This is a genomic window from Nostoc sp. ChiQUE01b, from assembly GCF_034531255.1.
Taxonomy (GTDB): Bacteria; Cyanobacteriota; Cyanobacteriia; order Cyanobacteriales; family Nostocaceae; genus Nostoc.
In genome coordinates this window covers 34,400-53,340 of the sequence record NZ_JAVRBM010000064.1, presented here as the reverse complement: position 1 = coordinate 53,340, position 18,941 = coordinate 34,400, and the positions used below count along the sequence as shown (strand labels likewise).

Genomic DNA, 18,941 nt, shown 5'->3' with positions numbered 1-18,941 from the left:
CTAACATCAGTCCATATAAATTGATTTTTTATTGTTTGTGAGAAATTCGCGTTTAAGGCTTGTAGCCAAAGCAGATAATAGGGATTGGGGATTGGGACAGGGCAAACACACCTCATTTCACCAAAACCTTGTTGGATAAGGATCAATACAGATGAAAAAATAGCCTAAAAGCCTCATTCTTCAATGTAATTATTGAAAAATGAGGCTTTTAGAATTTTTAATTGAAAGATTAGTCAGCAGTACTAGTACAGGTCGGCGGAAATAAACCTACTATTTCATTACAGCCAGAAAGCCCAAAATTAAAGCATGGGTGACTTTTGACTTTTGACTTGAACGCCAGTTGCTTCAAGTCGGCAGAGCCGCCCAACACACTGGCTCCTTTTGACTTCCCCAAAGGGGGCACTAGCGGAATGCTCTGAGGGTAACAGACCGTTGTAATTGAGCTAAAGCGCGGTTGTAATTCAAAATTGCTGTGACTCGATTACCTTCAGCTTGTGTGAGGTCATTTTCAGAGTTAATGACATCAGTTTGAGTACCTACACCAGCTTGGAATCGCAAACGTGCTAAACGTAGAGCTTCCCTAGCTTGTTCTAAAGCGGTATTAGCAGTTTGAACATTCTCCAAACTAGATTGCTGGGTAGAATAGGCTTGTTCTACCTGAAAGCGAATTTGATTGCGCTGTTCAGCAAATTGAGTTTCTGCGATCGCAATATTAGCTTTTTGCTGAGCTGCTCTTGCTCTTGCTGCTCCTCCATCAAACAAATTTAGGGTTGCCCTAACTCCGAATGAATAACCATCAGTAACGCTGACATTATCATCGAACTGGTCTAGCAGGTTGTAGCTAGCAACCAAACTAACTTGAGGGCCTAGTTCTGCAAGGGCCTGCCTACGCTGTTGCTCACTGGTATTGCGTTGTGCCAAAAACTGTTGCAGTTCTGGACGATTTTGATAAGCCAGCACAATACTTTGTTCTAGGGTTGGGTTCCAAAGACCAGCTAATTGTACAGGGTCAGCGGCACTGATATTTATTGCTTGCGGCAAACTTATCCGAGTTGCTAATTGACGACGGGAAATTGACTGCTGGGATCTAGCATTAGTTAGATTTTGTTGGGCATTTGCTAAATTCACCTGCGATCGCAACACATCAAACCGTGTACCAACCCCAGCTCGCTCTAAAGCTTCTGCATCACGTAAACTAGCCTCAGAGTTCACTACAGCCGACTGACTAATGCGTACTTGTTCATCCGCTTGTTGCAGATTGTAGTAGTCAGTCGCAACATTCAAACGGATTGTCTCAGACTGAGTTTCTACAGCAAACTCATAGAAACGTACCTGTTCTTCAGCCGCTCTGATGGTAGCTTGCACTCTCCCAGAAGTATAAAGGTTATATGAAAGTTGTGCTTGACCATTGAAAGATGTACTGGGTTGATCTACCTTAGCGGCGAACGGATTTTGCCCGTTTATTTCGTCCTGAAGCTGACTACCAGCAGACTGACTACGAGTAATATCCGTGCTAACTCCCAAAGTGGGCAATAAAGCAGCTTGCGCCTCGCGTAGAGCCGCTCGATTGCGTTCTAACTCCAATAGAGACACCTGTAAATCCCGATTATTGCGCCGTGCTAGCTCTAGAGCCTGTACCAAAGTAATTGGTTGATTTTCCTGAAGTCTCACTTCCTCCGCTTTGGTGGGAAATTGTAGGGGATTTGAGTTAGGAATCAGGTTCTGTGGAATTTGTACCCGCCCTGATGGCACGGGAGTTACAGTTGTTGGTACAGTAGCAGGTTGCACCGAACCTCCTGGTGCAGGAGTTACAGTTCCTGGTAAAGTAGTAGGTTGCACTGAACCCCCTGGTACAGGAGTTACGGTTCCTGGCGCAGTGAGAGTTGGCGTCGAATTTGCCGGAATCGTGGTATTACTCTGAGCCAAACGACCAATAGCATTTTGTTGTAAGCAAGTGCTTGAGGTTATTAGCAAATCAGCCAAGGAGTCAGTTTTGCTTTTGCTCAACTCCTGTGGACACCTCTGCGCTGACAAAAGTTTTGCTGCTCCTGCACCTGTGGCTGAAGTTTGTAAAAATGTTTGCAACTGAGTAACAGTATTTATCTTTTGAACCACTGGCTGCTGGAAAGAAGACAGGGACAAAATTCCTTTTTGGACAGAAGGGGGTTTTGAAGTGTAGTTGGGAACTACTATCTTCTTTAATTTCTGCCCATAAGCGCTTGAATTATTCTGTTTTTGGTTCTTTTGAGCTTGGGAAGAATTAGAGGTAGGTGTCAAACTGAAAAATCTACCTTTATCTTTCTTAAGTAGTTGTTTTATTGGCACAACAGTATTTTCAGCCGTAAATACGGGAATACTGTTATTACTTAAAGGTTTCACACTAAGTTTAGTAAAACCCAAAGCAGGTACTAGGGTTGGAACACTAACATTTGCACTGTTAGGCAGTTGCCTATTTATGGTATCCACAACTAAGCCTTGACCATAAGTAGAAGTCAAAACACTAGGAGAAGATGCCAGTTGTATCCCAGTTAGTTTACCAGTACCAGCCCAAGCAGGCTGAGTTGTTAAGACCGCTGCCGTTACACCAGGTAAGAAGCTATAAAATAATTGCTGTCCTTTCACCGCATCCCTCACACGAAAATCAATCTAGCGGCAGAAAACCTTTCTTCACCACAGAATATAGCACGATACTAAATTTAGGAATGAATATACTACGATACTAAATTTAGGATTCGGAACTCTGTTTATCTTCAAAACGTCTAACAATGCGAGAAAGTTCCGCCTTTTCATCGATACTAACGCGAGTAGGAGCACCGCTGATAATCCGTTCGTAGTTTCGGAAAGAATCTTTAATTTCAGGGCCATCAGCAGTAATATTATACTCACGAATGCCCTTATCATGCCAAGACCCGCGCATTTTGAATACGTTAATTGCCCGCGACATTTCTCCGCGAATTTCTACGTACTGTAACATCAGAATTGTATCGGTAATCGTAGAAATATGAGAGTCAGTAATCGAATGCGCTCCCAGAAATTGGTCGGTTGTGTTGGTAAAGAACCCAGTAATTTCTTCTTGTTTAGCATAACCTGTTACACCAATAACAAACTGCCGAAATGCATTATTTGTAACTCCTCTAGCTAGTGCTGATAGGGAATCAATAGCAATTCGAGCGGGTTTGAAAATAGCAATTTCTGATTTAATAATTTGTAAGTGGTCTTCTAAACCAGTTGATTCAGGATAAGTACAGATTATTTTGAGTAAACCTTGATCTTCTAATTCTTCAAAATCAATTCCCCAAGAATAAGCATTACGAGATAGTTGGGCGCGTGATTCTTCATAAGCAAATAATATTGCCTTTTCTCCATTCAGGCAGCCATTTTGAATAAACTTACTGACTAACAGGGTTTTGCCAGTACCTGTGGCTCCTGTTGCCAAAATAATTGAATCTTTAAAAAAACCACCACCGCACATTTCATCTAAGATTTTGACACCAGAAGATACCCTGACATTAGAAGAACGTTGAGTCAAGCGCATTGCTCCGAGTGGGAAGATGTTAACTCCTTCATTAGTAATCGTGAAGGGATATTCGCCTTTCATGTGAGTTGTGCCGCGCAACTTGAGAATTTCAATTGTGCGACGGCGGCGTTCTCCTTCTAAAGCGTTGCGAACAATTACTACATTATCGGAAACAAATTCTTCTACTCCATAAGAGGCAACAGGCCCATATTCTTCACTACGTTCAGTGGTAATTACAGTAGTGACACTCAATAATTTGAGACGTGCTACCAGGCGAAAAATCTCGCGTCGCACTACTCCCATCGCTTCATACTGCTGAAATACCGCTGTTATTGAGTCGATTGAAACTCGTTTAGCTTTGTATTTGCGGATGGCATATTGCAAACGCTCAATGAGTGCAGAAAGGTCAAAATTTCCCACGATATCTTGACCTTCTGGATCGGGAGATGCGTCAAGAATAAACAACTTGCCTTCTTCAATTAAGCGGGGCAAGTTCCAACCAAAAACATGAGCATTTTTAATAATATCGCTAGGTGATTCTTCAAAGGTAACAAATACTCCTGCTTCATCAAAATAAGTAATACCGTTATAGAGAAACTGAAGAGAGAATAAAGTTTTGCCTGTGCCGGATGTACCGCTGATCAAGGTAGTTCTACCAATTGGTAAACCACCATGACTAACATCGTCAAACCCTTCGATCATCGTCCGAATTTTTTCTATACCCCCAATTTTTGGTGGTTGCTTTGGTTCTAGTTGCTCGTTTTCATTCATTGGTTGATAACAAAAGGGTATTAAAACCTATTTTTTTATTACTAAAACTTGTACTTAATTTTTTTATTTATGATTAAAATTTTACTCTTCAAAATCTTCTTCACTCAGTTCTTCATAAAGCAAATCTAATCCAATCAACACTCTTTCTCTATCTGAAAGATCCCCAATAATTTTGCGAACGGGTGGAGGTAAAATTTTAGATAATGTTGGCGTTGCCAAGATTTTATCTTCTTCTGCCAGTTGCGGACTTTTCAATACATCAATCACTTTTAAAGCATAAACACCTTCAAACTCCTGCTCTAAAATATCTTTGAGTGTTTTTAATGCCCGGACTGAATTTGGAGTATTTCCTGCTACGTAAAGCTTAAGAACGTAGGTTTTTCTGGCTTTAATCATATACTTAATAGCTGTCATGAGCATAAAAATAACAAGATGCGTTTGTGCATTGAGAGTAACTAGTACCGCAAGGCGGAAGTCAAAAGTATTATGGAATAAGCTCTTTAGGGATTTTAAATGGTTGCTCTATTTACGCCGTGGCGTACTAGCAGCAACTTGTTCAAAGTGGAATATACAGCAATAAACTTAATTTATTTACAAATCGAACTCCTATAGGCTTCGCACAAGTGAGCCAGGATATCTATCAACGTTAGGCGGTAATCAAGTAACGTCTCATTGCTCCTTCCTTCTAATTTTAGCTGGTGAGAAAATTCTTCAATTAGCTCCATGTGAATTTCGATTATTTGGGGCACAGGAATATTAGCATAAAATATAGTATTGATAAATTTATCAATTTTCTCTTTGAGTGTTTTGTCTGTAGTAAAATAATCTATAAGAATCAGGCTATAATCTATTTTAAGCTGTCTTAATAATCCTTGTCTTTCTGCCGGATTCATCTCCTGAAAATGCTGTTGACTTTTTTGCATCTGACTGGCAAATACATAAACGTACTTGCTAGTGTATGCCTTACTTGGATTTAGTGGCGGCCAATTTGGTAAGGAGTTGATTTTTGCAGAGGTGGTTGCAGCAACAGGTAAGTAGTAAAATTGGGTAATAATTGCGTCCATCAATTTCCCCACCCACGTACTCAAACCTTTTAGGTTGGCTAAGTCAACTGGATTATTTAAGCATTTGTTAAAATCAGATTGCAGAATCAATATCGGTAATAACATCTATTCTTGAATATATCTCCTCGATCGCCCTGACCAAGAAACGAGGGCTGATAAGTTTGGTTAACGCTTGTAGGGAAATACTGAGTGTGCAGTAAACTGGTGATTTCACCCCAAAATAACGCTTGATGTGAGCAGATAGTGCTATGCACTTAACAATTTAGTGCAGCAACCAACTGGTAGAACTTAGTAGGTCTTTGATGATGAGGTATCGGTCGGCATCGCAAGACACAATAATTAACTCATGATTTACATATCTATGTATATAAGATAGATAAATTTTTTTATTTTGCTCCTTGATAAGATACTTAAACGAACTTAAAGGATTGTCGCATTCCAAATCATTATAATTCCTCAAGGTTCTAAAGCGAATCTTTGGGGCCATAATTGTTTTAGCCGTCGCTATCGATGAGGAGTTTAAATACCAGTAAGACACTGGGGAGGCTGGCTAGTTACTAGAAATTAGAAACGTCGCCTCTTGGAAAAATGCACTCGTTCGCAATTCCCGTGTCCGTTAGAGGAAATCCCGTTGTTTTAATGGCGTTGAAATCACCAGAGTTGCTTATATGAGTCTTCTTAGAGGATATGACTTCAGGCCAAAAGACCATCAACTGGCAGATGGAAATGCCGGAGGGTTCCACAGGAAGAATGACCCCCAAATCCCTATGTTAATGCTAGATTACCCGCTTTATAACTTTCAGGCAACCGTACCTAGCTGCCCCCAAACAAGTTCTCTGGCAGTGGTGTTGGAGATTTTTGAGCAAGAGCAGTGCGATCGCTTGGTAGTAGTGAATCAACAGCAATGCCCCATCGGATTGCTGTATTCTGCCCGTTTAATCCCAAAATTATTAGCCGAAAGTGACGATAAAAATCTAAATTTACACCAATCGCTCTCTACCTGGGGTCAAGGTCTAATTGAGCCAATACAGACAATATCAGCTTCGGAGCGTGTAGAGCGATTAAGCTTACGCTGGTGCGATTCCCAAGTCGAAAAACCCCAAAACTTAGATTGGGCGCTGATTGACTCTGAGGGTCGATATTTGGGGCTGCTAGATAGTTCACGCCTGTTGCGATCGCTGGCTCAAGAACGTATGGCTGGCTTACAAAGGTCTAGCGAGCATCGTCATGAGTATGATGGTGCGCCAAATGAACCCAAGTCGTTAGGACACCAGCCACTGGTACACTTGCTAGAAAGACTGCCTTGGCCTTTAATGTTGCAAACGGGTACTGGCGAGGTGGTAGCGCGAAATCCCGCCTGGTGGCAGCAATTAGGAACCTTAAAAGATCCAGAAGGAGTTAGGCAACAGGTGGAGGCAATACTTGTCCCTAAACGCTCCGAAATAGCAGAATATGTCACCCAACCAGCAATCAAGGTTCATCCCAATGGTAGGGAGAATGAGCATACTGGTGAAGAAGAACTGACACAGCAAGAAGCATCAAGTGACGCTACATACAGCCGATGCTATTTGGATAGTCAGGTGGGTACTTGTACCTGCGTTGTTGAAGTGCAAAATGGTCAAGAGCAAATCTGGCAATTTGCCAAAATTCCCTTAGATAGTCCTGAGTTTAAAGTTATCAGTGCCGAAGAGGAGATTGCACTCAGCACTGATTTGTGGTTGATTTTAGCTACTGATGTGACTGAACAGCAGCAACTTTGTAAAGAACTAGCAGCGAAGAATGCTGATTTAATTCAACTAAATCGGTTAAAAGACGAGTTTTTAGCTTGTATTAGTCATGAACTCAAAACTCCCCTAACTGCCGTTTTGGGATTATCGCGCTTGCTAGTGGATCGGCAGTTGGGAGAACTTAACGAGCGTCAAGCCCGTTATGCAGGACTGATTCATCAAAGCGGACGCCACCTGATGAGTGTGGTGAATGACATTTTAGATTTGACCCGGATGGAGACGGGACAAATGGATTTGACACTGACTCCGGTGAAAATTCGGACTGTGTGCGATCGCGCCCTATCGGAAGCCAAAGCTATCCACACTCAAACCAGCAAAACAACACCTGCCTCCCCAACTAAAAATGCCCGTCGTTCATCTGCTCCCCAATTCTGTCTTTCCATTGAACTAGGTTTAGATCAGATGGTGGCAGACGAATTGCGCTTACGCCAGATGCTAGTACACCTACTTTCCAACGCCTTTAAATTCACCGAAATATCTGGCGAAATTGGGCTGCGGGTAAGTCGTTGGGAAGGATGGATTGCCTTTACAGTTTGGGATACAGGTATTGGCATTCCTGAACACCAGCAACACTTAATCTTTCAAAAATTCCAACAACTAGAAAATCCCCTCACCCGCCAATTTGAAGGCACTGGTTTAGGGCTAGTATTAACTCGCGCCTTGGCTCGCCTCCACGGAGGAGATGTCAGCTTCTTATCGCGTGAAGGTAAAGGTAGCCAGTTTACACTACTTCTGCCGCCTAGCCCTCCGAAAACAGGCTTTTCGGAACCAGATATGGCAATCAGAGAAGACGAGGAGACACAATACCAACCGACACGGGAAAACTCCGCAGCCACTCATCAGGTTGTTACGCTCACACAGCATCATCTTGCCAGTTCGCAACGGTTGGTTTTGGTAGTCGAGGCAGTAGCTCGATATATTGAAGACTTGACCGAACAACTCAAAGGTTTAGGATATCGGGTAGTGATTGCGCGATCGGGGACAGAAGCAGTCGAAAAAGCGCGGCGCTTACAACCAATAGCGATATTTTTAAATCCGTTGTTACCCCTGCTATCAGGTTGGGATGTACTGACTTTACTAAAATCTGACACTGCAACCCGTCATATATCTGTAATTGTGACAGCGACGGGAGCCGAAAAGGAGCAAGCATTTGCTAACCGAGCCGATGGTTTTTTGAGTTTGCCAGTAGAGCATCAGGTCTTAGCACCAGTTCTAGAAAAATTATGTACTGCACAAGTAATACCGCAGATAGGGTTAAATAATAGTGCAATTATCCCAACTAAAACCCCACTGCGAATTCTCAGGTTGGTGAATCCCCAGTTAGAATCGGTCAATCCTCACACCTCACTTCGAGAACATCGGGTGATTGAAGTAGATGACCTAGATCAGGCAGAACTTTTGGCGCGGGTATGGCAGTTTGATGTGATTTTGTTAGATGTTGAAAGTACCACCGCCCAAATTTATTTGCAACAACTAATTGGACATCCGCGTTTAGCGGCTATACCACTGGTTACTTGCGATGTTGCAACTACCTTAATCGCTTCTAAAATACCAGGGCTATCTGTATTTCCTTACTTAACACCGTTTGCTAAAGATAACAGCAGTCGCACTGAGAAAACAGATGATTTACTATCAGTACTGGAAATTGCTTCTGGTATTTGCTGTCCTCCTAACATCTTAGTAGTGGATTTAACAATGCTGCGGGATTTCCCCCAGGTAAGACGCAAGCCAGCTAAGGGTTATCGGACAGAAAAAAATTGCTCAATTAGTAGTGAAACTGCTGAACGGGGATCTGAATGGTTCCAAGCTTTAATTCAATACCTCCAAACAGCAGGGTTCAAAGCGGCAATCAGTCCTTGTTGGGCAGAAGTGTTGCAACAAATTCGCCACGAAAGCGTTGACTTACTGCTAATTTGCTTAGGAGAAACCCCTATCCACAAAGATGTGCTCAAAGCACTGAAAACATTAGGAGATTCGCCTTTAAAGTTGCCACCAATTTTGGTACTAAATCAGCGATTAAATCACTCAGAAACCGGTTTACAGCATGAGGTAGCTTATCAGAAAATTAACAAGCCCAAGAAGAATGGTTTGGAATCGATAGAAACTGTTGTTGGTGCGATCGCTACCCAAATATTACCGCGATCAATATCAATGGAAGACCTCTTAAACCAGATCAATCAAGCTTTAGCTGTCAACGGTTACAATGACAAATGTTAATCTGGTCATTAGTCATTTGTCCTTCACCCTTTGTGAATAACTAATGACTAATGACTAATGACAATTTATGATATGTCTATTTTTTGATTTTTCATTTTCTTAAAAGGAACTCGAACTAAGTTATAAGCACCTTTGGTTGATAAATTTTTGTAATCATCTGGCTGTAAGTCCATTTGTAAAAACTTTTTCTGTTCAGCCAACAGTAGCACTGAGGGAGGTTTTAATCCTTTGGCAGCCTGGTTTTTAATATGCTCTATAGCCTGTTTGGGAAATTTTAAATAATTTACGTGGATGTGGCTGTAAAATACCACACTAGGCTTTTTGAAGCCAAGCATGATCAATTCTTCGTTTGGTTGTTTTGCTTCTAGAATGACCGCAGACAATTCCCTTAAGGGTAATTGACGTTCTTGATCGATAAAGAACGAAGCAGGCGTTAAGACAAAAATTATAAACGCCACAAACCCGATTAAATTAATACTAATAATGTAGTTCCAACGGCGACTCAATAATAAACCCGCAACCAAAATAGCACAAACTAGCCAAATTATACCCGCAATTACTGGTAAACCAGATTGTTGAATTAGTTCGTGGAAGTTACTGATCGCTGGATCAGTACCTAATATCTGGGTTATATTGAGCAGTGCTGTTGCCAGAACTGATAAAAATACTACATTCACCCAACCACTCCAGACGAGTGAGGGGGATGAGGAGGATGAGGAGGATGAGGTAAAATTTTCTCCCTTGTCTCCTGCATCTTCCGCATCTCCCCCTACTCTTCTGTATCCCCTTTTCTCCTGGAAAAGGTCGCTCCACAGCAAGGCTACCAGGATTGCTGCTGCTGGCATTAAAGGCAATACGTAGCTAGGGAGTTTAGTAACGGCAATGCTAAAAAAGGCAAAGACGCTAGCAAACCAGAACCAGGCAAATAAACCAAATTGCTGAAAACGTTCAAGGGATCGCCAATGCGATCGCTGCCAAAACTTTAGTCTGATTATAGAAGCTGGTAAATACACTGAGTATGGTGCAAAACCCAACAGCACAATTAAAAAGTAAAAATACCAAGGTGCTGAGTGACCATTAACTACTTCTGTAAAGCGTTCCAGGTTGTGATAACCAAAAAAGGAGTTAATGTAATTCCAGCCATTGCGCCAAATTACTAAAGCATACCAGGGCACTGATAAAGCGAGAATTATCAGTATACCTACGAGAAGGTGCATTTCCCGCAACACCTCTCGCACTTTACCCACGTAAAGCAAAAAGGCGGCAACAATTAGCCCTGGTAAAACAATTCCCACTGGCCCTTTGGTCAAAATTGCGCCAGCAATCAGCACATAAAAAGCTAAATACCACTTATTAGGGAATCGGGCATTGGTTATTCTTTCTCCCCCTGCTCCCCCTGCTCCCCCTGCTCCCCTGCTCCCTGCTCCCCTGCTCCCTGCTCCCCTGCTCCCCTGCTCCCCTGCATACCCTAGAAAGAAACATAACAAAGCCGATGCGATGCATCCGGTGAGCAGCATATCAGAGACACCCGTTCTGGCCCAAATAATAGTTTCGGGATTGAGTGCCATGAGCGCTGCTGCTATAAAAGATGTTAAGTAGCGGCGAGTCGGACGTGAAACTTCCTCTAATTCGTCTTGTTTAGCCAGATACCACTGGATGGTGTAAAAAGCTAAACAAACTAAGCCGAATGCGGCGATCGCAGAAGGAAGGCGTACTGCCCATTCATTCACGCCAATTATGTGATATGCGATCGCCTGACACCAGTAAATTAAAGCAGGTTTATCGAAACGAGTGTCACCATTGAAAAATGGGGTAATCCAATCACCTGTGACGAACATCTGGCGGGAAGCTTCGGCAAAGAGCGGCTCTGTCTCATCAATCAAGCCAGTGTTGCCCAAATTCCACCCAAAAGCCACCCAGCCAACCACCATCAACCACAAAATCGACACAGTTACACTCAGGGCTGGATTTTTTGCTATTTTGTTGAACCACCGATCAACAGTGTGCTTAACACTCAATTTCATTCTCATTTAGTCAATAGTCAACAATCACTAATCAATAGTCGTTGGTTATCGATCTTTTGTTCTTGGGAATTTTTAATTCAACAATTTTCCTCTATAGCAATCCGATTTGATTCGGTGAATTACTCGTAGAGACTGGGGACTGGGGAAGGTGGGGCCAAATATGAGTCCTATATTCATTATTTAACACTTTACCAACTGTAGAGTAAGGATGTAGAAATAAAGGTTTGAGCAAACGGGAAACAATGCCCACTGTCCAAAAATTGCTTCCGTACTCAATATTTACCACTTAGCAATATTTATTGACTCAGCACAAGTTGCCATTCTCTGTTTTGGGAATTCCACTTAGGTAATTGAGTTTCGCCAACAACATAAGGGCCCCAGTAACGACGGGAACCATCTTGTGCAAAAGCAACTAAAACATCTCCCTTCTCCAGCTTTAAATTATTCTGAGGTAGGGATAGAACCAGTCCCTTCTCACTACCTTCTTGGGGAGCAAAATCCCAATGTGCCGGTACATCATAGTGAGTCTGTTTTTTACTAGATCCTTTTGCTACCGACTGTCGTGCCAGTAAAACCAGCCGCACAGGCTGATTTGTTTGATTGCTCATTCGCAAAGTCCCTTGATCCTTGGCAATGCTTGCTGATTTATCACGCTCTGCCAAGACAGGATAAGTATTCTCTTTACTGCTATGTTCTACTTGATTGGATGGGGTAGGTGCTGGAGTAGATAGATTAGCGGAAATACCTTTTTCAGGTACAACCGAGGTTGTCTGCCACTCTTGAGTTTCTGTTGGCAGTTGTGAAGATGTATCTGGGTTTGTATCTGGATTGGTGGACTCAAAGGATACACTCACTCCAAAGCATCCCACCAGAGCAACAAGCAGTCCCAAGCAAAAAGCTGTAATACCGACGTTACGATACACTGAAGATTTCATATTGATAGTTATTAGAAATAAATATTTTGTCTAGGCTTGACCAAATAGTAGCCTATTATCCCAAAAGGCAATCACACAAAATAGCCGAATATAGACTTTCCTAAAATTAGAAACACAAATGTATGATAAATATCATTTTGATTAGAATACATTTGAAGGATATTCAGCCAATTCATTTGTATAAAAAATAAAAGTTTCCTGAAACCACTAGCGGCCTCTACAAGATATCCTTTGCTAAACCTCAAATAAATCTAAGTGATATATTTTTCTCTTCTGCTATGAAAAGCTACCTTCAGAAGATGTTTGAAAACTGCCTGGTGATATACCAATAGCTTAGAGATCCTCCTTTTTAAATCTACGCAAGTCCCTTCTCCTTTTGGTAGATGCTACGGGTAGCTTACTTCCGTATATGGATAATATCGATACAAGTCAGGAAACCCACTTAAAGGACTAGCTTCCTTGAAAAAGGGGAATTTTGAATCATTTTCCCATTTTTAAGGCTTGAACGTGGGGATCAAACTAAATATTTATTGTTTCTAAACACCCTCTAAGAAACTGTACTTCTGAAGAAGATGATAGAATGGTCAAATTTGAATAAATACTGGAATTCCAGTAGATATCTATAATATTAACAAACAAGCTGATGCTAAAACCAGTATCCTCCTTATCCTAATAATAGATATATTTCAAGATATCTTGACTTTATCCAGAAGTCCCTTTGATGCAAAACACTCGTCTCAATAACTTGTTCGATGCCATTGCTACACGCTTTGGGCAATGGTTTTTAAATCCTTGGCGACGACTATCGTTACTGATGATTAGTTTTTTGTTCGGTTTTTTTCTGGGAAACGCAGTTTCCACTACAGCTGGACAACGGGCAGAGTTAGACATTGTGGCAGCTGGTTTTTTAGTACTGTTGACAGAAATTACCAGCAGAATATTTTATAGTCGCAGCTTTTTGGATAGGCGATCGCTCTTGGTAGACTCACTAAATCTCCTGAAAGTTGGTTTCATCTACAGCCTGTTTCTCGAAGCTTTTAAGCTGGGATCGTAGTGAGATGGAGAATTTATGAATTTGTGGCTGAGTGTTTTGGCAACCAATGGGGTAGGGGAAACTTGGAAGCAGGAAGCAAGAGAAGCAGCGCTGGCAGATCGGTTAAAGGCTAAAGCTTTTGGGATCGCACCGGAAAATGTTGATGCAATGATCGAAAGGCGATCGCATTTACTAAAATCTGTCTTTCCAGCTTTTAGCGAATTCTGCCAAGCTACTCTCCAAGTACAACCCCAGGAAATGTTACAGGTATTGTGGGACTTGTGGCTGCCTTTGGGGATCAAACTAGCATCGCAGCGCCAACAGTTGGGACGCCCCCTGATTCAAGGAATATTGGGAGGACAAGGCACTGGTAAAACCACAATGTCAAAGGTTCTAATTTTGATTCTCGCTCATTTGGGATACAGGACTGTGAGTTTATCTTTGGATGACTTATATAAAACTTACAGCGATCGCTTGCTTTTAACACAGCAAGATCCCCGCTTAATTTGGCGCGGCCCACCAGGAACCCACGATATAGACTTAGGTTTAAATGTACTAGATCAAATCCGCGAGTTGCAAAGTCCAGTCATGCTTCCCCGCTTTGATAAATCAGCTTTTGCAGGTGCTGGCGATCGCACTACTTCCGAAATGGTGACGGATGTAGATATTGTACTATTTGAAGGTTGGTTTGTGGGTGTGCGACCAATCGACCCTGATTTATTTGATACTGCGCCACCGCCAATTGTCATAGATGAAGATAGAGCATTTGCCCGCTATATGAATCTTCGCCTCCACGATTATTTGCCACTGTGGAATCGATTGGACAGCTTAATTGTGCTTTATCCCACCGATTACCGTTGTTCTTTGGAGTGGCGCAAACAAGCGGAACAGCAGATGATTGCTGCGGGGAAATCGGGAATGAGTAATGCAGAGATAGAGCAATTTGTCAATTATTTTTGGCGATCGCTTCACCCGGAATTATTTATCACGCCGTTGGTAAGAGATGCGACAGCGGTTGATTTAGTGATTGAGATTAATCCCGATCATAGTTTTGGTCAAGTGTATGGCGATCGCACTTAGGGCGTTAGTTCTCAAGCAAATCAGGTAAAAACACTATAATTTCCTTAAAGCGTGATTTATCCTACTCCTGAGACCAAAAATGCCAGAGGAATCGTTACGGCTTTTCTTTTCTTACTCTCACAAAGACGAAACTCTACGGGATGAACTAGCTAAACACCTGACTATATTAGAATGGCAGGGTGTGATTTCAAGCTGGCACGATCGCAAGATACTACCTGGACAGGAGTGGGATCACCAAATTAACGATAATCTAAACACCGCCGACATTATTCTGTTACTGATCAGTTCAGATTTTCTTTTTTAGGCATAAAAAAATTCACTTTTAAAGCTGACAAATTGCTTTCAAAACTTGTAGCAACTGACTTGAACGCTCTCTTTCCATTAAATTTAATTCTGGTAACAGATAATAAATCGGGGGATTTCCTTGTTCAATATAAACAAACTGATAACTCCTCCCATTAGTCGCTAATCCCCAAACTGATTTTTGATTATCTAAATTTTTATAAGAGTATGTGAGTAGCTGAGGTAAACCTGTTGATATATCAATCTGGCTATTTTTAGATTCAATCAACAGTACGCAAAAATATGTTTGAGGCTTTGTATGTTTAGCTTTGCTAATAGCTAAAATATCAAATCTACCTTTAATTTTGATATCTTCATCTTCAACTTCAATATCAGCAATATTTTCCTCCAAAACAATCTCGATCGGATAACGATAAAAACCAGCTAATCTTAGTAAAGGCGCAACTGCAAAAAACTTTACCAGACCTTTAGAAATTTTGCCAGCAGTCAGATATCTATCAAAGTCATTTTTAATTTGCAGAAGTTCCTGCTGTTCTTCTTCCGCAAGATGTTCCAGAGATAAGTAGTTAGAAAATGATTCACTGTACTGTTCTTGAAAACCAAACAGACGATGAACTTTTTCTAAGGATAAATTACGAGCATTGAGAATTGTCATACATTTTTGTTTGATTAAAGTGCAATCCAATCCAAATTACCTGTATCAAACCTATTTGAACAAAATATTAACCCACAGCAAAATCTGTTCTATCATTATGGAATAGGTCTAAGTTAAAATTAATAGCTTTTACAAAAGGTGAAAATATATGGAAAACAACAGTAAGCAAGCTTATAACTATACAGTTCTTCTGGAAAAAGAACAAGATGGTGGTTATCACGCTTTTTGTCCTATTCTCAAAGGTTGCCATTCTCAAGGCGATACTTTTGAAGAAGCTATTAATAATATTACGGAAGCTATTGAATTATATCTTGAAAGTTTAATGGCTGATAATCAACCTATCCCTAAAGAAGATTTAATTGTTAAGCTATTAAGTATTTTAATATGAGTAATTTTCCTAGTATCAAAGCTCAAGACTTTGTTAAAGTTATTGAAAAATTGGGTTTTTATCTTGATCGTTAAAAGGGTAGCCATGCTATTTATAAGAATGTTCACGGCAGTCGAGTTGTCGTTCTAATTCATTCTGGGAAAGACCTAAAACAAGGTACTTTGATGGGAATGATTCAAGATATTGGCATTGACAAAGAAACATTCTTCGAGTTATTACTACAAAAATAATATACAAAAGGCAACTCAACCAATCAAAAGTCAAATTGGAATGCTCCCCTTCAATTCCTCTGTTCAGGTGCGTTAGCCTGCGGCGTAACACACCCTACTGAAAATTATTATGTATCGTATTTCTTCTCTCCTTTAACCGGATTCATCCACACTTCTAAGCGACTAAACGCTTGGGAAGAAAGTAATGTCAAACATAAATAAACCACCGCTACACCTGTGTAAATTTCAAAGGCGCGATAGTTATCAGCAACAATTAACTGTCCTTTACGTAGTAATTCTTCAAACCCAATCACAGAAACTAAGCTAGTATCTTTCAACAAACTAATAAACTCATTACCCAAAGGTGGAATCATCCGCCGGAAAGCTTGGGGAAAAATTACATACCTCATAGTTTGCACAGAACTCAAACCTAATGATTTTGCTGCTTCTGCTTGTCCTATTTCAATCGATTGAATTCCAGCACGGACAACTTCGGCAATGTATGCAGCGCTATTCAAGCTTAAAGCAATTACTCCAGCGCTTAGGCGATCAAAAGTAAATGTCAAGCCAAGTTCTTGCAAAATTGCGGGTAATCCAAAGTAAATCATAAAAATTTGCACTAGCAAAGGCGTTCCTCGAAAAAAATCTACATACGCCCTCGCTAACCAACGCACAGGTGCAATATGAGAAAGGCGAACAATACCAATCAAGGAACCGCCAATTAAACCAAATACTACAGAAAGTATCGTCAATTGCAACGTTATCAATGCACCCTGCAATAAACTTGGAAAAGCCTGCAATATCACGCTAATTGAAGTTAATATTTTAGGTGCGCCAGCGTTAGTTTGATTCTCAAATGGTGATTTAGCTGGTAGTGATGGTGGTTCAACTTTAAACCATTTATGGTAAATTTGGGAATAAGTGCCATTTTTCAGTACCCGATCCAAGCCATCATTGATCAATATCAAATTTGGCGAGTTTTTAGCTGTAGCAATTCCATAAAACTCCTCCGTCAGCAATTTCTGTACTACTTTAATTCCCTGAAGATTGCCCGTATTAATAGCATATATAGTCACAGGTGCATCATTAATTACTGCATCGACATTACCGTTGAGCAATTCTTGCAGGGCTAAGGGTGCTGAATCAAAACTGCGAATTTGCACCCCAGGAATACTCTTAGCCTTTGCAGCCCCAGTTGTGCCAACTTGTACCGCAATTTTTTTATTTTTGAGACTGTCAAAACCAGTAATTTCTTGATTGTCTGCACGAATTGCGATCGCTAACCCAGCCTTAAAATAAGGACGGGAAAAAGAAATCGTTTTCGCCCTCTCCTCAGTAATTGTGATTGAACTAATGGCCGCATCTACCGTTTTGGCTTGCAAAGCTGGGATAATGCCATCAAAAGGCAGACTTTGAAAATCAACTTTAAAGTTAGCAGAAGAAGCAATCGCATTCATCAAATCAATGGAAAACCCCTGCAACTCGCCACCTTTTCCTTGAAACTCAAAAGGTGGAAACGCCGGTTCGGTAGCAACCCGCAAAGTTTTCCCCGCGCTAGAGTTCACAGCACAGCTAATCAGTAATAAACAGCTAAAACCTACGAAGACACATAAATACAGCCAACGTATAAAACCAAATTTAGCCATATTATCTTCTCTCCTTCTGTGCCTCTGCGGTTTCTTAAAACATTACAATCAACTTTAGAGCAGCTTGACATAAGTTATGAACAATACCATCCCCGCGATTATTTTTGACAATATCGAAAAAAACTTTGGTTCCCTGAAAGTTCTCAAAGGAATCACCGGCGAAATCAATCGGGGAGAAGTCGTTGCAGTTATTGGTTCCTCCGGCTGTGGTAAAAGTACCCTACTACGCTGCTTCAACCGCCTAGAAACGATTGACAAAGGGCGTTTAATCATCAACGGAATCAACTTATCCCGACCCACTGTCAACTATAGCCAACTGCGGCAACTACGAACACAAGTAGGCATGGTTTTCCAACAGTTCAACCTGTTTCCCCATCTCAGCGTTTTAGAAAATATGACACTCGCACCGCGTAAAGTCTTGGGTAAAACACCAAAGCAAAGCGCCCAACTAGCGAGATTATATTTAGAAAAAGTCGGTTTATCTGACAAAGCCTCTGCTTATCCCGAACAACTTTCTGGCGGACAAAAGCAACGAGTAGCGATCGCTCGTAGTTTATGTATGAATCCCCAAATCATGCTATTTGACGAACCCACCAGCGCTCTAGATCCTGAACTCGTTGGCGAAGTTCTGCAAGTGATGCAGCAATTAGCCACAGAAGGCATGACAATGGTAGTTGTCACCCATGAAATGCAATTTGCGCAAGAAGTAGCCCATCAAGTGATATTTTTAGACAAAGGTATTGTGACAGAACAAGGCCCAGCCTATGAAGTGCTGACCAATCCCCAAAGCGATCGCCTACGTATTTTCCTAAGTCGCCTCAACGTTAGATAGTTAGGAGTTATAAATTAAAGGCTTCTTTTGCACTCATCACTCATCACGAGCTAAACGCCCCGCTACCGCCAACAGCACTCAGCACTACTTAAAGGTACTCGCGCAAGAAATCAAAGGGATCATCTTCCCAACAAGGTTCAGGGATTAGCCAAAACAAACTATCGCTGATATCGGCTTCAATTTCATCACCGTCGTCTCTATCAAATAGTTCTATCAAAGCTGTCCAATCACGTTCTCTTAGAGACGTTATCGATGGGGCATATACCTGGAGATTATTTGAGTAATTCACGCGCAAAGTGGTGCTTGACAGCCGTAAAAAGTTAATATAAAAATTTAAAAATAATCAAATTCTAGCTTTGACAACCGCAGTTATATAGCCATAGTCATACAGGTTAGGACATAATGACAAGCGTGAATGTCACGAAGAGTAATGTTTTTACCTCCTGCCTCTTGCCCCCTGCCTCTTGCTATACCAATTCA

The 18,941-nt window shown here is 41.3% G+C and carries 15 protein-coding genes and 1 pseudogene; 7 read left to right on the top strand and 9 right to left on the bottom strand.

From position 1 onward, the window contains the following. Nucleotides 1-402 precede the first annotated feature (402 nt). The 4 genes from RMY63_RS30500 to RMY63_RS30485 form a co-directional block, all read right to left on the bottom strand. On the bottom strand, nt 403-2,622 hold the full coding sequence (locus tag RMY63_RS30500; protein WP_322732298.1) for a TolC family protein: 2,220 nt from the start codon (nt 2,620-2,622) through the stop codon (nt 403-405). A 103-nt stretch (nt 2,623-2,725) separates the two neighbouring features. Then, nucleotides 2,726-4,288: a circadian clock protein KaiC gene (gene kaiC / locus RMY63_RS30495; protein ID WP_322732297.1), complete on the bottom strand. Its 1,563-nt coding sequence runs from the start codon at nt 4,286-4,288 to the stop codon at nt 2,726-2,728. An 81-nt stretch (nt 4,289-4,369) separates the two neighbouring features. Continuing rightward, nucleotides 4,370-4,684 (bottom strand): circadian clock protein KaiB, encoded by a 315-nt coding sequence (kaiB, locus tag RMY63_RS30490; protein WP_069069132.1) that lies wholly within the window; start codon nt 4,682-4,684, stop codon nt 4,370-4,372. 191 nt (nt 4,685-4,875) lie between these two features. Then, nucleotides 4,876-5,457 (bottom strand): KaiA family protein, encoded by a 582-nt coding sequence (locus tag RMY63_RS30485; RefSeq protein ID WP_322732296.1) that lies wholly within the window; start codon nt 5,455-5,457, stop codon nt 4,876-4,878. Between the two features lie 662 nt (nt 5,458-6,119). Here RMY63_RS30485 and RMY63_RS30480 point away from each other — a divergent pair. After that, the gene (locus tag RMY63_RS30480; RefSeq protein ID WP_322732300.1) at nt 6,120-9,356 is read left to right on the top strand and encodes an ATP-binding protein; all 3,237 of its coding nucleotides are present in this window, start codon (nt 6,120-6,122) and stop codon (nt 9,354-9,356) included. A gap of 65 nt (nt 9,357-9,421) precedes the next feature. On the opposite strand, the gene RMY63_RS30475 is transcribed toward RMY63_RS30480, so the two are convergent. Together RMY63_RS30475 and RMY63_RS30470 are read right to left on the bottom strand one after the other, a co-directional pair. Then, a complete protein-coding gene (locus RMY63_RS30475; protein ID WP_322732295.1) occupies nt 9,422-11,386 on the bottom strand; it encodes a glycosyltransferase family 39 protein in 1,965 nt (654 codons plus the stop codon). A 290-nt stretch (nt 11,387-11,676) separates the two neighbouring features. Beyond that, a complete protein-coding gene (locus RMY63_RS30470) occupies nt 11,677-12,315 on the bottom strand; it encodes a hypothetical protein (protein ID WP_322732294.1) in 639 nt (212 codons plus the stop codon). Nucleotides 12,316-13,036: 721 nt separating this feature from the next. On the opposite strand from RMY63_RS30470, the gene RMY63_RS30465 reads away from it, so the two are divergent. The 3 genes from RMY63_RS30465 (at nt 13,037) to RMY63_RS30455 (ending at nt 14,732) form a co-directional block, all read left to right on the top strand. Continuing rightward, nucleotides 13,037-13,369 (top strand): DUF565 domain-containing protein, encoded by a 333-nt coding sequence (locus tag RMY63_RS30465; protein WP_322732293.1) that lies wholly within the window; start codon nt 13,037-13,039, stop codon nt 13,367-13,369. A gap of 15 nt (nt 13,370-13,384) precedes the next feature. Then, nucleotides 13,385-14,428, top strand: coding sequence for a glycerate kinase (locus tag RMY63_RS30460; protein WP_322732292.1), 1,044 nt, complete (start codon nt 13,385-13,387; stop codon nt 14,426-14,428). 79 nt (nt 14,429-14,507) lie between these two features. Next, entirely contained in the window at nt 14,508-14,732 is a 225-nt protein-coding gene (locus tag RMY63_RS30455; protein ID WP_322732291.1) for a toll/interleukin-1 receptor domain-containing protein, read from the top strand. A gap of 18 nt (nt 14,733-14,750) precedes the next feature. Here RMY63_RS30455 and RMY63_RS30450 read toward each other — a convergent pair whose 3' ends face one another. Beyond that, nucleotides 14,751-15,386: a restriction endonuclease subunit R gene (locus RMY63_RS30450; RefSeq protein WP_322732290.1), complete on the bottom strand. Its 636-nt coding sequence runs from the start codon at nt 15,384-15,386 to the stop codon at nt 14,751-14,753. A gap of 148 nt (nt 15,387-15,534) precedes the next feature. On the opposite strand from RMY63_RS30450, the gene RMY63_RS30445 reads away from it, so the two are divergent. Beyond that, nucleotides 15,535-15,774, top strand: a complete 240-nt coding sequence (locus RMY63_RS30445) for a type II toxin-antitoxin system HicB family antitoxin (RefSeq protein ID WP_322732289.1) — start codon at nt 15,535-15,537, stop codon at nt 15,772-15,774. Nucleotides 15,775-15,860: 86 nt separating this feature from the next. Beyond that, nucleotides 15,861-16,004: pseudogene (locus tag RMY63_RS30440) on the top strand (type II toxin-antitoxin system HicA family toxin); the annotation flags it as partial. A 107-nt stretch (nt 16,005-16,111) separates the two neighbouring features. Here RMY63_RS30440 and RMY63_RS30435 read toward each other — a convergent pair. Next, nucleotides 16,112-17,629 carry an ABC transporter permease subunit gene (locus tag RMY63_RS30435; RefSeq protein WP_322732288.1) on the bottom strand — a complete coding sequence of 506 codons (1,518 nt, stop codon included), beginning with the start codon at nt 17,627-17,629 and terminating at the stop codon, nt 16,112-16,114. A 76-nt stretch (nt 17,630-17,705) separates the two neighbouring features. On the opposite strand from RMY63_RS30435, the gene RMY63_RS30430 reads away from it, so the two are divergent. Continuing rightward, nucleotides 17,706-18,461 (top strand): amino acid ABC transporter ATP-binding protein, encoded by a 756-nt coding sequence (locus RMY63_RS30430; RefSeq protein ID WP_322732287.1) that lies wholly within the window; start codon nt 17,706-17,708, stop codon nt 18,459-18,461. Nucleotides 18,462-18,549: 88 nt separating this feature from the next. Here the strand turns inward: RMY63_RS30430 and RMY63_RS30425 are convergent, their stop codons facing one another. Further along, complete coding sequence (locus tag RMY63_RS30425) at nt 18,550-18,750, bottom strand: hypothetical protein (RefSeq protein ID WP_322732286.1); 201 nt, start codon at nt 18,748-18,750, stop codon at nt 18,550-18,552. Nucleotides 18,751-18,941: the final 191 nt, after the last annotated feature.